The organism is Nonomuraea rosea, from assembly GCF_039539705.1.
Classification (GTDB): Bacteria; Actinomycetota; Actinomycetes; order Streptosporangiales; family Streptosporangiaceae; genus Nonomuraea; species Nonomuraea rosea.
On record NZ_BAABDQ010000015.1, the window covers coordinates 45469 to 59629 of the forward strand.

The window sequence follows — 14161 nt, forward strand, 5'->3', positions numbered from 1 at the left end:
TCGGCCTCCAGGAGGAGTGCTTCATGGTTTTGCGTCAGTCGGCAGTTGTCCGTGTCGTCTCGGTGGCATGCGCGGCGTTGGCGCTGAGTGTGTCCGCGCCCGCCATCGCCGGCGCCACCGCCACGGCAGGCAGCGGCCCCGTCAAGGTAGGGGACGTGCAGAAGGCGATGGCGGCCCTGGTGAAGACAGGTCACGTCGTGGGCGCCATCGGCGAGGTGTACGTGAACGGGAAACGGGCCGCCACGGGATCGGCCGGATCCCGGCTGCTCGACGGCAAGGGCGGCGCGATCCCCTCCACCGCCCGCTACCGGATCGGCTCGCAGACCAAGAACATGACCGCGACCGTGGCCCTGCAACTCGTACGGAGCGGCAAGCTGAAGCTGGACGACAAGCTCAGCGAGGTGCTCCCCGAGACGGCGGAGAAGGACCTGGTCGAACAGGCCGGCGAGATCACGGTACGCAACCTGATCCAGCTCACCTCGGGCATCCCCGACTTCCTCGGTCCCGACATCCACGCGCTCGACCCCACGGTCACGTATCGCCCCGCAGACCTGGTGGCCGCCTCCCGCAAGCGGCAGCGGCCGTCGCCGATCGGGACCTTCAACTACTCCAACACCAACTACATCCTGCTCGGCATGATCATCGAGAGGGTGACCGGGCACTCGCTGGCGGCCGAGCTCGACCGGCGGATCTTCGCCCCGCTGGGCATGCGGGACACCTACCTGCCGGTCAAGGCCGCCGAAGGCATCAAGGGCCCGCATGGGCACGGGTACATGCCGGATGAGACGGGCAAGCTGCTCGATGTCGACCAGCTCAACGCCACCACCCTGCTGGGCGCCGGCGGCGTGGTCTCCACCGCGCGCGACGTCAGCGCCTTCCAGCGCGCGTTCGTTCAGAGCAAGCTGCTGCCGGACTCGCTGCGCGCGGTGATCACCGATCCGGTGCCCGGCCAGCAGCCGCCGCCGCAGGGCGGTCCGTGCGCGGGCAACCCCAGCTTCGCCCCGCGCGGCGGCAGCGCCCCCGGCTTCACCGCCGTGACCTACACCTCCCCGGACGGGCGGCTGCAGTTCGCGGTTTCGGCGACGGTGGCCATGAACGATGCCGAGCGCGCCGCAGTGGGGAGGCTCATCGACCAGGCCCTCACGTCGGTGTTCTGCCCTGCCGCCGGGTGATGAGGCCCGGCGTCCCTCGGCAGGGACGCCGGGCCCGACGGCGTCGCGGACGGGTCAGTTGTTGATCTTGACCCAGAACTCGTCCACGATCCGCAGGATGCGGTCGTCGAAGAAGAACTGCTGGTTCAGGCGACCGCCGGCCGAGCCGTTCTGGGATCCCGGGACCCACTTCACCGAGAAGTCGTAGCGGGAGTTGCTCGCGCCCTCTTCGCTGGAACGGAAGGGGTATTCATCGCATTGGTACCCCTCTGCCGTTTGCTGCGGAGTCTTCGGGGGCAGCCCGGTCAGGGCGTTGTAGGGGCCGTTGCGGTCGCAGGCGTAGTTCTTGAACTTGGTGTTCTCCTTGGCGATCGCGCTGTCGCCGAGAACACGGTGCAGCCCGTCGGGAAGCTGGGGATCCTCAGGGTCTGTCAGGACCCACTTGCCCGGGATGTTCTTCGTGTGGCTCTCCTTGGGCCAGGTAATTGCGGGACTGTCCTGCGCCTCCCGGATGTGGCGGGCGACCTCTTGGACCCGCGTGTCGCTGATGTCGTACTGCAGGTGCGGAATGACGTTCGTCAGTACGCAGCCCTTGTCGAAGACCGTGCCCCACCTGTTGAAGTAGGTCGCGGAATCGCACCGGAACGGTCGCTCCACGGTCTGCCTCCCGCCCGCCGGATATTCGAGCGATGTGCCGTCATACCGGAGCCGCCAGGAGTGAAATATGATCTTGTCCAGCGGAGCGTCGCTCGCTTCCTCGTGGGAGGCGATGTCCCACCAGACCCACGATCCGGAGCTGTTCCACTCGCCCCAGGTCTTCCGGACGGAGGGTTTCGCCACCGAGCAGTATTCCGACTCCTGACCGCATTGGGCGACCAGGTCCAGATTGAGACTCCCGGGATCGTCCAGAACGGACCAGTCCGGGTAGGAGACGGAACCCGGGATCGGGCGGAAGAACACCCGGACCGCACGTTGCGTGCCGGTGCCGGCGACCACCATCTGGTAGCGGATCAGGTTGGTCCCCTTGTAGGTCCGCTCGCCGGTCTGCAGGTCGACTTTCTCGTACGCGATCCTGAAGCCGAGCTCCTGGCACCAGAACATGCGGTTGTAGGTCCAGCCGATCGCGGTCTTCGCCTCGGGAGCGGCGGCGAGGCACTTGCGTAAGTCGTCCTCAGAAGGGGCCGTGGGTAAGTCGGCGTTGAGCGCCCTGGGGGTCGGCGTGTCCAGCGGCACCTTGGAGGTGTCGTAGAAGGAGTGCGCGCCGAGCCTGGCCGCCTCCAGGAGGTCGCGTTCCATGGCGTCCTTCGCCGCCGGCGGTTTTCCCTGCGGCTCCGGGAGGTTCGCCGGGTCGTTGGAGTAGAAGCGTTCCGCATCGTGCGGCGCGCTCTGCCCCATGGCGGCGGGCGCGGCGGCTCCCAGCGCCAGCACGACCACCCCCAGCAGGGCAAAGGCATGGCGCATTCGTCGAGCAGGCGTGTTCACACGCATGAAGTCACTCTCCGGAGATCATGAGCCGAGGAGCGCGGGGACGGGTTCACCAGGCGCTCGCGGGAGTCTTCGTGGCGGACGTGAGGCTGTTCTCCCACGGGCACCAGTCGAGGTTGGGAATGGGGCCGTAGTTCACCCCGCCGGACACGTGGGTGGCGGGAAAGGCGCCCCAGCCGTCGTTCGCCCAGCCCTCGTCACCTTGGGTGTAGAGCCAGATGTCGTTCTTCCACGACTGGACGGGCGGATTCTCGGGCCCGTGCGCCTGGCAGACGAACCAGTTGTCGCCGGCGTTCATCCTGCCTATGGGCTGCCAGCCGCTGCCGACGTAGTTGTAGAGGTCGCCGGCGATGTAGTTGTGGCAGTACCTGGTGGGCCATTGCCGGCCCTGCGGATCGACGACGACCGGCCCGGTCCCCCAGCAGCCGTCCGGTACGGCCGCCGCCCGGGCGGGCGATGTCGTGATCATGACACCAGCGGCCACCAGCAGACCGAACACCCCTGATGTCAGGCGTCTGCCGGTGGCCCTCGCTCTTGCGGACATCGTTCTCCTTCGGGTCTGCCGATCGTGCTGACGCGATCGTTCCTACCGAAATCGGGTTGTTCCTGATCGGCAGCCCTGAAGTGAACAAACAACGAGAAAACAACAGAAAGTGACGATTCATCACTACGTACCGAAAATTCGGGATAAATGGGGTCACGGGCAAGGCGGCCGGTAATCCGCTCCCGTGAAATACCGGCGCCAGCCGGCCAGCGTGATCCGAGGCCCGGCCGAGGCGCAGAGCGCGGCGGCGGCGCGTTCAGGGACGGTCTCCCAGAGCCGGACGGTGCGGTCGCGGCTCGCGGTGGCCAGCGTGTGGCCGTCCGGGGCGAAGTCCAGCAGGTAGATCCGGTCACCGTGGCCGGTCAGCACGGCCGGGTCGCCGATCCGCCGCGGATCCGACGCGTCCCACAGGCGGACCGTCCGGTCGGCGCCGGCGGTCGCGAGAGTGCGGCCATCGCCGCTGAACGCCACCGAGTAGACGATGTCGCCGTGCGCGGTCAGCACGGCGAGGGGCCGCCGGCTCCGCAGGTCCCACAGGCGGGCGGTGCCGTCGAAGCCGGACGTGGCCAGGACCTGGCCGTCCGGGCGGAAGGCCACGGCGTTGACCCCGTTGGTGTGCCCGGACAGCAGCGCGGTCTGCCGGGGCCGGCGCGGGTCGGTCACGTCCCACAGACGCGCGCTCTCATCCCAGCCGCCGGTGGCCAAAGTGCGGCCGTCCGGGCTGAACGCCACCGCATTGACGCCTTTGGTGTGGCCGGAAAGACGGGCCAGGGCGCCGGGGCGGCGTGGGTCGGTGATGTCCCACAGGCGCACCTGGGGATCGAGCCCCACCGTGGCGAGGGTGCGCCCGTCCGGGCTGAACGCCACGGAGTTGACGTTGTCGGTGTATCCGGTGATGACCGCCAGCTCGCTGGCGTGTTCGGGGCGGGTGATGTCCCACAGGCGTACCGTGCGGTCGTATCCGGCGGTGGCGAGCACGCGGCCACCGGGGGCGAACGCCACCCCGCAGACCGCGTCCAGATGCCCGGTGAGCACGCCCAGCGCGCGGGTCGCGGGGGCGGCGGTGACGTCCCAGAGGCGGACGGTGCGGTCCCGTCCCGCGGTGGCCAGTGCGCGGCCGTCCGGGCTGAACGCAACGGCGCAGACGGCGCCGTCGTGGCTGGTCAGCGTGGGTGCGGGCAGATCGCGTACCCAGATGGTGTGGTCGTCGCTGGCGCTGGCCAGCGTGCGGCCCCCCGGGTCGAAGGCGACCGAGACGACGGCGCCGCTGTGCCCGTACAAGGTGGTCAGGTGCCGGCCCGCCACGGCCCACATCCTGATGCTGTGATCCTGGCTCGCCGTGGCGAGGACGCGGCCGTCGGGGCTGAAGGCGACGGACCTGACGACGTCCTCGTGGCCGTGCAGGATCACGCCCGCGCGGACCCGGCGGAGGTCGCCGAGCTCCCACAGCCGCGCCGTGCGGTCGTGGCCGGCCGTGGCGAGCAGGCTTCCGCCGGGACTGAACGCCACCGCCACCACCGGCCCCGTGTGGCCGCGCAGCACCTGGACGGCCCTGGCCCGGCCCGGGTCGCTCACGTCCCACAGGCGCGCGGTGCCGTCCCAGCTCGCGGTCGCCAAGGTCCGCCCGTCGGCCGCGAACGCCACGGCGACGACGCCGTCGGTGTGGCCGGTGAGCGTGGCCACGCGGCGCGGGCGGCCAGGAGCGGTGAGGTCCCACAACTGTGCCGTCCGGTCGGTGCTCGCGGTGGCCAGGAGGCCGCCGCGCGGGGCGAACGCGACCGCGTTGACGTGGGCGGTGTGTCCCGTGACGGTGGCTTCTGCGCGTGGCCGGCGCGGGTCGGTGAGATCCCACAGCCGTACGGTGCCGTCCCAGCTCGCACTGGCCAGGTGGGTCCCGCCGGGGGCGAAGGCCACCGCGTTCACGTTGTCGGTGTGTCCGGTGAGCGTGGCCTGGGCGTGCGGCCGGCGCGGGTCGGTCAGGTCCCACAGCCGTACGGTGTTGTCCCAGCTCGCGCTGGCCAGACGGGTCCCGCCGGGGGCGAAGGCCACCGCGTTCACGTTGCCGGTGTGCCCGGTGAGCCGGGCCGCGCGCGGGTCGGCGTACGAGCTGAGCATCGCACCCTTGGCCTCGGCGGTCGGCTCCAGCCGGTAGGCCGCCACGCCGAGCTGGGCCGCGAGGGCGGGATCGGTGCCGCGCAGCGCCGTGGCGTCCGCGGCCGTCTTCTGGGAGAGGGCGGTGTTGCGTTCGAGCGTCGCCGTCCGGTTGGCCGCCACCGCGGACGCCACCGCCACCGCGGCCACGACGAGCAGCAGCGTGAGCGCGCCGACCAGCCGCTGAAGATGGCGCGTGCGCCGCCGGTCCGCGCGCTCCTCCGCCGCCCGCGCCGCCAGGGCGGCCTCGACGAAAGCGCGTTCCAGCGGGCTCAGCACGGTCCTGCCCCGCCCGATCCAGTCCTGTGCCTGCGCGAGCCGGACGCCGCGGTAGAGTGCGCCCGGATCGCGCCCCAGTAACTCCCACGTACGCGCGGCCTCGGTCATCCGCCGATGGACGACAAGCCCCTCGCGGTCCTCGGCCAGCCAGTCCCGCAGGCGCGGCCAGGCACCGATGAGCGCTTCGTGGGACAGCTCGACGGTGTCGCGGTCGAGGCTGATGAGGCGGGCCTCGGCCAGCCGCTCCAGGACGAAGGCGGTGTCGGCGTCGTCGGTGTCGAGCTCGTCGCGCGCCACCCGCCGCTTGGTGTCACCGGTGCCCTCCCCGACCGCGGTCAGCCGCTGCAACAGGCTCTTGGCCCGTCGTCGGCGGCCCGGGGCGAGCTCCGCGTAGAGCGTCTCGGCGCTCTGCGCGAGGGCCCCGTGCAGCCCGCCCGCGGCCTGGAAACCCGCCAGCGTCAGCGCGTTGCCGCGGCGTCGCCGCCACGTCTCCAGCAGGGCGTGCGACAGGTGAGGGAGCACGCCGACCCGCCCGTTCACCTCGGCGATCAGCGCGGCCACGAGCCGGCCCTCCACCGAGCAGCCGGCCTGGAGCGCGGGCTGGACGACGGCCCGCCGCGTCTGCTCGGCGGTCATGGGACCGACCGTGAGCTGCGCCTCGTTGAAGGCGTCCACGAGCTCGGCGTAGCGGGTGCAGTGCGCGTAGAAGTCCGCCCGGACTCCGAGCACCACCCGGCACCGGCCGTTCGGGCTCGTCGCCGCCGTGGTGAGCGTTTCGATGAACGCCGCGCGTTCCCGCTCGTCGTCGCAGAGGGTGAAGACCTCCTCGAACTGGTCCACCACCAGCAGCAGCTCCACGTCCTCCCGCTGACCGGCCAGGGCGGAGCGGATGGCGAGATGCAGCCCGCGAACGTCGGCCGACAGATCGGCCAGCAGCTGGGCCGGAGCGCGGCCCGTGACTCCGGACAGGTGGATCGCGCACTCCTCCAGCGGGGACGCTCCCGGGGTGAACACCGCGACCGGCCGGTCGGGAGCCTCGCCCAGCAGGAGCGGGATCAGGCCGGCGCGTAACAGCGACGACTTGCCCGCCCCCGAGGCGCCGAAGACCGCCACCAGCCTGCGGCGCTCCAGCCGCGCGGCCAGCTCGCCCACCAGCTCCTCACGGCCGAAGAACCGGTCGGCGTCCTCACGGCCGAAGGCGGCAAGCCCGAGGTAGGGAGGCTCTTGCTCGGCCTCCTGCTCCCTCGGGATCGTCGCGAGCTCGGCGGCCACCTCGTGCCAGCGCCGCTCCCACTCCTTGAGGTCGCCGCCGCAGGCCTCGACGTAGGCCAGGGTCACGGCCAGGCTCGGCAGCCGCCTGCCCGCCGCGGCGCCGGACAACGTCGTCACCGAATAGTGCGTACGGCGGGCGAGCGCGCGATACGGCGGGCTGCCCGCCTCCTGCCGCAGCCCCCGCAGACTCGCCGCGAACCGCAGCAGTGCGGTGTCGTCTGCGTCAAGCGGACGCTCCCCGCGAGGCAACGGTCCCACCCCCTCACGCGGGCCTCCTGGCACCACGATTGGAACTGCTCGCGCCCGGCGATTATCACACGCCCGCACAGGACCGGGGGTTGACAAGGGGGGACGTTCAGGTCGAACGTCCCCCCGACCAGTCATCAGTCATCCAGGTTGTAACTGTTGTGGTCGCACCCCCTCACCGGGCATGCGCCTGCCTGTGGAGCCGCGCGGCCCTCGCATGGCGGCGGCACCCCGGCCGATCCGGTGTACTCGCCCTGCCCGCCACTGGGCAGGTGCGTGCATCCGTATTCCGGCCTGGACCCGGAGTCACACGTCCGCACGGGGCTGCGGTCGTCGGTGTCGAACAGCTCCTGCAGGAAGTCGATGACGGGATCCACGAGTCCGAACTGGTCCAGCACGTCCAGGGTGAGGAAGACGACCCCCACCCCCGGGATCAGCTGACCGCCCGGCCGTACGGCCGTTGCGGTACAGCGCCAGCATCAGCAGGGCGCAGACGCGCTCCCTCAGCGGATGCTCCTCCGCCAGCGCGGTCAGCTCCCCCACCACCTGGTGGTGCCGGCCCAGCCGCAGCTCCAGGTCCAGGCATTCCTCCAGGACCTCGACGCGCCGCTCCTGCAGCCGCCGCGCCTCGGCCACCACCAGGTGGTTGTCGAGATCAGGCAACGGCTGGCCACGCCACAGGGCCGGTGCCGCGCGCAGCCTGGCGACCGCCTTGTCCCACTGTTGTCGCGCGCTCGCCTGCCTGCTCTCCTCCACGTGCCGGTTGAAGGTGAGCGTGTCCAGTTCGTCGGCCATCGCGCCCAGGAGGTATCCGCCGGGGCGGGTCTCGATCAGGTCGCCGGGAAGGCCGCCGTTGGTGAGCGTGTTCCGCAGCCGTCCCACCGCGTTCTGCACCTGCCGCCGCGCGCTGGCGGGCGGGGTGTCCGGCCAGCCGGTCTCGATCAGCAGATCGATCGAGACCAGCTGGTTGGCCCGGAGCAGCAGCACCGCGAGCAGCTCGCGCTGGCTGCGCCCGGCGATGCGGATCAGTCGGCCCACCGCCGTCACCTCCAGCGGGCCGAGAATGCCGAACCACGCGACGCCGTACACGTTGTCCTCCGACTACGCGCTTCATACGGCCACATGCCGCTCGCATCGTAACGAGAACACGTTCACACTTCTTGTCAGTACGTGCCACAGTTGATGTGGCTGAATTGTCTTCTCCCAGGCACCGGTGACGCCGGCTACCCGGCGATGAGGGCGTTGGCCTCCGTGATGAGCTTCTGAGCGGCCGCGTCAGGGGTCATCCGGCCGAACAGGACCTCATCCGTGTACCGGGTGAGGATGTCCTCGATGGCGCTGGCGTGTTTCGGCGGCGCGGCGGGCGGGGCCGTGAGCTCGTCCTTGATCTCGTCGAGGAAGGCCAGCGTCTTCTTGTCGGACTCGGGCAGCTTGTCGCCGACCGCCGCCAGCACCTTCGAGCTGGCCGGCAGGCCGCGGTCGCTGAGGATGATCGCACCCGCCTCCGGGTCGTTGATCATGAAGTTGATGAACTGGGCCGCCTGGGCCGGATGCTTGGACTTCGCCGCGGCGGTGTAGAACATCGCGGGCTGCAGGAACATGCCGCCCGCGTCGGCGCCCTGCGCCTTCGGCATCCGCAGCAGGTCCACCTGCCTGCCGCCGGACGCCTTGCTGATCGCGCCGAGCTGGTTGCTCCACCACATCCCCATCGCGCCGTTGCGGGTGGCGAACAGCGACCGGTCCTCGCCCAGGGTCGCGAGCTCGACGCTCTTGGCGGCGTCGGGAGAGCCCTTGGTCGTGATCAGCTTGCGGTGGATGGCCCACCACGCCTTGAGCGTCTGGGGCGAGATGCCGATCTTGTTGCCCTGGTAGAGCGACTCGCTCCGCTGCGCGGCGAAGATCTGCAGGAAGGCCGGATTGAAAGCCTGCTGCGTGCCGTAGACCTTGCCGCCAGTCCTTTCGGTGATCCTGGCCGCCAGGTCGGCGTACTCCTCCCAGGTCCACACGGTGTCGTCGGGCAGCTTCTCCCCCGCGTCCTTGATCGCCTTCGGGTCCGCGACCAGGGACCAGGCGTTGACGCCGGTGGGGATGGCGTACTGCTTGCCGTCGATGGCCCCGGTGGACAGCACCTTGCCGTCGATGTCGGCGGTGTCGACCGTGCTGGACAGGTCGGCGAGCGTGCCGCGTTCGGCGTATTCGCGCAGGCCGCGGATCTCGATGGTGATGACGTCAGGCGCCTGCTCGCTCGCGACCTTCGTGGCCAGCGTCTCGTAGTAGCTGCCGAAGTCGGAGAACTCTTCCTCGACGTCGATATTCGGATTCTGCGCTTCGAACTTCTTGATCGCTTCTTGCGTCATCTTCTGCCGTGCGGGACCACCCCAGTAGGAGAAACGTAACGTGATCTCGCCGTCGGCGGCTTCGCCGCCGCAGGCGGCGGTGTTCGCCAGGACAGCGGTGGCCAGCAGCACCGCCGTCCACCTCTTCGTACCGGAGCGCACGGCTCTACCTCCTGGGGGGTGCCGGAGTAAAGAATTCCGTAAGGCTACCGGGACGGCGAGATGATCTCAGCGAAAAGTTCGAGCTAAATGACCGAACGAAATTCGGGCGTCTAGGACGCGACCCTTGACCGAAGCCGCTTGACCACAGCCCGCTCGGCCTCGTCGGAGCCCTGCACCTGCACGATGACGCCACCGACCCTGAGGTTGCCGCCGGCGTATTCGTCGGCGTCCGGCGGCGTGCCAGGTCTCCCGTCGAGCAGCACGTCAGCATCCTCCGGCCGCTTCGTCATCCACATGACGACGACCTCGACCGATTCGGCGTCGTCGATACGGGCGTAGCAGCTGAACGGGACCAGCGTGGCCCCGCTGAACAAACCGTCGTCCACTATGCGCTTGGCGTCGGGCCGTCCGGGGTCCCGCTTGCCTGGCACGGCGGCCAGGAGCGCAGCGCAGTCGGGCCAGCTCTCGGGATCCACGCCGCCGTACTCCAGCGGCTCGGGCACGGGAACCGAGCTGTAAGCGGTCAGTCGATGCCGTGGAGGCGTTTCGTGACGCCCGCGCATTCCTCCAGCATCACGATGAGACTGCCGTCGCTGACCTCCGCGGGAACTTCATGGTGCTGCAGATCATCCCCGACGGCCCGGAGCGGACCCGCGAGATCTGGGACTTCTACCTGGAGACCGCGGAGCCCGACGAGGCCGAGCTGGACGGCATCCGGTACATCGACGAGGTTCTCCAGGTGGAGGACATCGCCCTGGTGGAGAGCGTTCAGCGCGGGATGCGCACCCCCGCGTTCACCCAGGGGAAGATCGTTTACGACCCCGGCGGGTCGGGGCTGTCGGAGCACGCGGTCCATCATTTCCACGGCCTCGTCCTGGACGCGTACCGACACGAGCTCTCCCGGGACTGACGTCGCGGGGGACCTGCGGCAACATGGTGCTGACCGTCCCCCCACGGCCTGCCGCGGATGGGAGACGTGATGCCGGCAGCGCGGGCGCGACTGGTTCCACCGGCACAACGCCGGACGCTCGAAGAGCTCACCGCCGACCTCGATCTGCGTGCGGGAGACCGCGCCTCCACGTATTCGGCGTTCTGGACGATGCTCGTTCTGTCGTCGCTGATCGCCGCCGCCGGAGTGCTGGCCGATTCCACCGCCACGGTGATCGGCGCCATGATCATCGCTCCGCTGTCGACGCCCATCATGGGCATGGCGCTGGGCCTGGTGAAGCGATCCGGCAACGGTGCGGGCCGGCTCGTGCTGGGCGGCGGCTGCGCGGTCGTCGCCGTCGGGTTGCTGGCTTCGCTGGTCATCCCCGATTCCTATGAGCTGCTGTCGAACAGCCAGGTCTCCGGCCGTACGTCACCGGGGCTTGCCGACCTGCTCGCCGCGCTGGCGACCGGCCTGGCCGGCGCCGTCGCGCTCGCCCGCCGGGATGTGGCGGCGGTGCTGCCGGGGGTGGCGATCGCGATCTCGCTGGTGCCGCCGCTCGTCGTGGCCGGGGTGTGCCTGGGGAGCGGCGCTCCGCTCCTCGCGCTCGGCGCGCTGGTGCTCTTCCTGTCCAACATGCTGTCGCTCGTCTTCGCCGGGACCTTCGTGTTCGCCGCTCTCGGATACACCGCGCTCCCGGTCGCCGGCCGGTCGCGCACGCGCGCGGTGCTCGCGCTCGGTGGGCTCGGGGTTCTGGTGGTGGCGATCCTCTGCCTGAGCACCGTCCTGCACTACCGGGTCGCCCATTGGAAGAGCCAGGTCAGGCAGAGCGCGGCCGAATGGCTGGCCGCCGCACCGGGGGCCACGGTCACCGGCGTCCGGTTGAAGGGGACGACCTTTCAGATCTCCGTCCGCGCTCCCGCCGGGGTGCCGCCGGCCGCGGATCTGAGCCGCCGCCTGCACGACGTCCTCCCCGGCGTCTTTCCTGTCGTGGTGCAGATCACGCAGGGCCGCCGGATCAAGCTCGAATGAATGTCGTGCCGCGGACGTTCTTCAACGGATCTAGAGCTCTACCGGCTCGGCCGAGCCACGGGGCAGCCAGTGAAACCGGCTGCTGAGCTGCTTCGGCGCCCGCCGCAGGTCTCGTTCGACGCCTTCCCGGCTCTGCCGGAAGTGCTGCCATCCCTCGTAGTGGACCGGCAGGACCGTGTGCGGGGTGATGGCCGCGCACAGCCGTACGGCCTGGCGGGCGGTCATGGTGTAGCGCAATGGCCCGGTGAGGGGGAAGCCGACGCCGCCCAGGTGCAGCAGGACGGTGCCCGGCCGGATCTCGGCGGCGGCCCGGCGCAGCGCGCGGTGGTAGACCGTGTCGCCGGTGATCCAGAGGGGGCCATGCTCCTGGCCGGGCCAGGTGAGGGCGAAGCCGATGACCTCCCCCACGATCGGCCCGCTGAGCGGGGGGCCGTGCCGGCAGGGGGTGGCGGTGATGTCGATGGGCGGGCGTCCGGGGGCCTCCAGGCGGGTCGTCTGGCCCGCTCGCAGGCCGCGGGCCGGGTACGGCAGGGCGCGAGCGCCGGACGAGGTGGTCACGATGGCGCCGGCGGCCGGCAGCAGGGCACGTCCCGCGTCGTCGAGGTTGTCACCGTGGTGCACGTGCGACAGCAGGACCGCGTCGACGGCCGGCAGGTCGGCGGCGGCCACGGCGGGGCCGGTCAGTTTGCGGGAGGAGGTGCCCCAGCCGAAGGAGTAGGTGCGGCCGGGAGGATCGAAGGTCGGGTCGGTGAGCAGCCGCCAGCCGCCGAATTCGATGAGGACGGTGGGACCGCCGATGTGGGTGAACCGGGCTTTCGTCATGGACGCTCCTCCGGGGCCGGCAGCTCGATGGGGGCCGGCGTCCCGGGGTGTGTGACCCCGGAGGCCGGCCCTCGTGGTCAGGAGTGGTCGAGGGCCCAGGTGAGGGCGTGGTCGGCGATCTTCTCCCAGCCGTCCTGCGCGGGCATCAGGTGGGAGCGGCCGGAGTACTCGGCCACTTCGGTGATCGTCTTGGGCGACTTGTAGTGCGCGGCGTTGGAGCGCTGGATCTTGGGCGGCATGAGGTTGTCGTCCTCGCCGGCCAGGAACAGCAGCGGCTTGCGCGCGTCGTTGTGGTAGTCGACCCAGTTGTCGTCCTTGCCGGGGTGGATGTTGGCCAGCGCGCTGCCCCAGAAGATGTGGCCTGAGGCGGGGACGTGGTAGCGCTCGTAGGTGGCGCGGGCCTGGTCCTCGGGGAAGGTGTTGGTGAAGGCGTAGCGCCAGTGCTCGTAGTCGAGTCCGACGGCCCGGTGGCGGTTGGCGGGGTTCTTGAGCACGGGGAAGGTGGCCTTCAGCTGCGACAGCGGGATGATCTTCACCCCTTCGGTGGGGGCGGAGTTGATCGCCACCCCGGCCGCGCCGAAGCCGTGGTCCAGCAGGATCTGGGTGAACACGCCGCCGGCGGAGTGACCCATGATGATCGGCGGCTTGTCCAGACCGCGGATCAGACTCTCCAGGGACTCGATGATCTGCGGGACGGTGACCTGCTCGATCGGGGTGGGATCGGCGTTGAGCGCCTCCACCTCGACCTCGAAGCCGGGGTAGGCCGGGGCCAGGACCTGGTAGCCCTGGGCCTGGTAGCGGGTGACCCAGTGTTCCCAGCTGCGGGGCGTGACCCAGAAGCCATGGATCAGGACGATCGTGTCGGGTTTCATGTCGGCTCCCTCTATCGGGTGGCGGCGTAGGCGGACAGGACGACCGCGGTGGCGGCGTCCGGGTGGGACGTCATGACGACGTGGGAGGAGCGGATCTCCTTGACCGTGCTGCCGGCGCGCTTGGCCATGAACCGCTGGGCGGCGGGCGGGATCACCTTGTCCTGGGTGGGGATCAGGTACCAGGACGGGATCGTCTTCCAGGCCGGCTCGCCGCTGCCGCCGGACAGCCCGGTCACGCTGCCCGGCCGCTGGGTGGCCGCCATGAGCCGGGTCTTGCTCGCGGGCAGGTCGGCGGCGAAGACCTCACGGAACTTCTCGGCCACGATGTAGCCGTCGGTCCCGCCGGGCGTGCCGTCGGGCAGCTTGTAGTCACGGGGCATCAGCGCGTGGCCCAGCTCGCTGCCGGGGAACTGGTCGGCCAGCTTCAGTGCGCTCTCGCCCGTGTCGGGCGCGAAGGCGCCCAGGTAGACCAGTGCCTTGACGTTGTCGTGGCCGCGGGCGGCGTTGGTGATGACGATCCCGCCGTACGAGTGGCCGGCGAGGATGATCGGCCCGGTGATGGTGTCCAGGATGCTGGAGAGGTACGCGGCGTCCCCGGCCACGTCACGCAGCGGGTTGGCCGGCGCGATCACCGGGAATCCGATGGCCTGCAGCCGGGCGATCATGTCGTTGAAGCCGGAGGCGTCCGCGAACGCGCCGTGCACGAGGACCACGGTCGGCTTCGCGGTCGTGGCGACGTTCGCGGTGGTCGTCATCGCGGCCGAGGCGGGGACGGCGATGGCGGTCGCGCCGAGCGCCAGGGTCAGGGTGGCGAGGGCCAGCCTCAGCCCGCGGCCTGTCTGGACGGTCATGGGGATCTCCTCTTGGCTGTCGTGTCGTCG

12 protein-coding genes are annotated in these 14161 nt (G+C 70.4%); 3 read left to right on the forward strand and 9 right to left on the reverse strand.

Annotation, left to right across the window (positions count from 1 at the left end; all coding sequences use genetic code 11):
• Window positions 1-23 precede the first annotated feature (23 nt).
• On the forward strand, window positions 24-1172 hold the full coding sequence (locus tag ABEA43_RS30980) for a serine hydrolase domain-containing protein (protein WP_345567311.1): 1149 nt from the start codon (window positions 24-26) through the stop codon (window positions 1170-1172).
• A 54-nt stretch (window positions 1173-1226) separates the two neighbouring features.
• On the opposite strand, the gene ABEA43_RS30985 is transcribed toward ABEA43_RS30980, so the two are convergent.
• The 6 genes from ABEA43_RS30985 to ABEA43_RS31010 form a co-directional block, all read right to left on the reverse strand.
• Window positions 1227-2639 (reverse strand): NucA/NucB deoxyribonuclease domain-containing protein, encoded by a 1413-nt coding sequence (locus ABEA43_RS30985; RefSeq protein ID WP_345567312.1) that lies wholly within the window; start codon window positions 2637-2639, stop codon window positions 1227-1229.
• A gap of 46 nt (window positions 2640-2685) precedes the next feature.
• Complete coding sequence (locus ABEA43_RS30990) at window positions 2686-3180, reverse strand: hypothetical protein (protein WP_345567313.1); 495 nt, start codon at window positions 3178-3180, stop codon at window positions 2686-2688.
• Window positions 3181-3333: 153 nt separating this feature from the next.
• Window positions 3334-7131, reverse strand: a complete 3798-nt coding sequence (locus ABEA43_RS30995; protein ID WP_345567315.1) for an nSTAND1 domain-containing NTPase — start codon at window positions 7129-7131, stop codon at window positions 3334-3336.
• A 303-nt stretch (window positions 7132-7434) separates the two neighbouring features.
• Complete coding sequence (locus tag ABEA43_RS31000) at window positions 7435-8217, reverse strand: AfsR/SARP family transcriptional regulator (RefSeq protein WP_345567317.1); 783 nt, start codon at window positions 8215-8217, stop codon at window positions 7435-7437.
• A 134-nt stretch (window positions 8218-8351) separates the two neighbouring features.
• A complete protein-coding gene (locus ABEA43_RS31005) occupies window positions 8352-9626 on the reverse strand; it encodes an ABC transporter substrate-binding protein (RefSeq protein ID WP_345567319.1) in 1275 nt (424 codons plus the stop codon).
• Between the two features lie 110 nt (window positions 9627-9736).
• On the reverse strand, window positions 9737-10129 hold the full coding sequence (locus ABEA43_RS31010; protein WP_345567321.1) for a hypothetical protein: 393 nt from the start codon (window positions 10127-10129) through the stop codon (window positions 9737-9739).
• Window positions 10130-10239: 110 nt separating this feature from the next.
• On the opposite strand from ABEA43_RS31010, the gene ABEA43_RS31015 reads away from it, so the two are divergent.
• Together ABEA43_RS31015 and ABEA43_RS31020 are read left to right on the forward strand one after the other, a co-directional pair.
• The gene (locus ABEA43_RS31015) at window positions 10240-10536 is read left to right on the forward strand and encodes an SRPBCC family protein (protein WP_345567324.1); all 297 of its coding nucleotides are present in this window, start codon (window positions 10240-10242) and stop codon (window positions 10534-10536) included.
• Window positions 10537-10605: 69 nt separating this feature from the next.
• Window positions 10606-11586 (forward strand): DUF389 domain-containing protein, encoded by a 981-nt coding sequence (locus ABEA43_RS31020; protein ID WP_345567326.1) that lies wholly within the window; start codon window positions 10606-10608, stop codon window positions 11584-11586.
• 30 nt (window positions 11587-11616) lie between these two features.
• Here ABEA43_RS31020 and ABEA43_RS31025 read toward each other — a convergent pair whose 3' ends face one another.
• From ABEA43_RS31025 to ABEA43_RS31035, 3 genes are all read right to left on the reverse strand, one after another.
• On the reverse strand, window positions 11617-12408 hold the full coding sequence (locus ABEA43_RS31025; RefSeq protein ID WP_345567328.1) for an MBL fold metallo-hydrolase: 792 nt from the start codon (window positions 12406-12408) through the stop codon (window positions 11617-11619).
• Window positions 12409-12485: 77 nt separating this feature from the next.
• Window positions 12486-13280, reverse strand: a complete 795-nt coding sequence (locus ABEA43_RS31030; RefSeq protein ID WP_345567330.1) for an alpha/beta hydrolase — start codon at window positions 13278-13280, stop codon at window positions 12486-12488.
• 11 nt (window positions 13281-13291) lie between these two features.
• Entirely contained in the window at window positions 13292-14131 is an 840-nt protein-coding gene (locus ABEA43_RS31035) for an alpha/beta fold hydrolase (protein WP_345567332.1), read from the reverse strand.
• Between the last annotated feature and the right edge of the window lie 30 nt (window positions 14132-14161).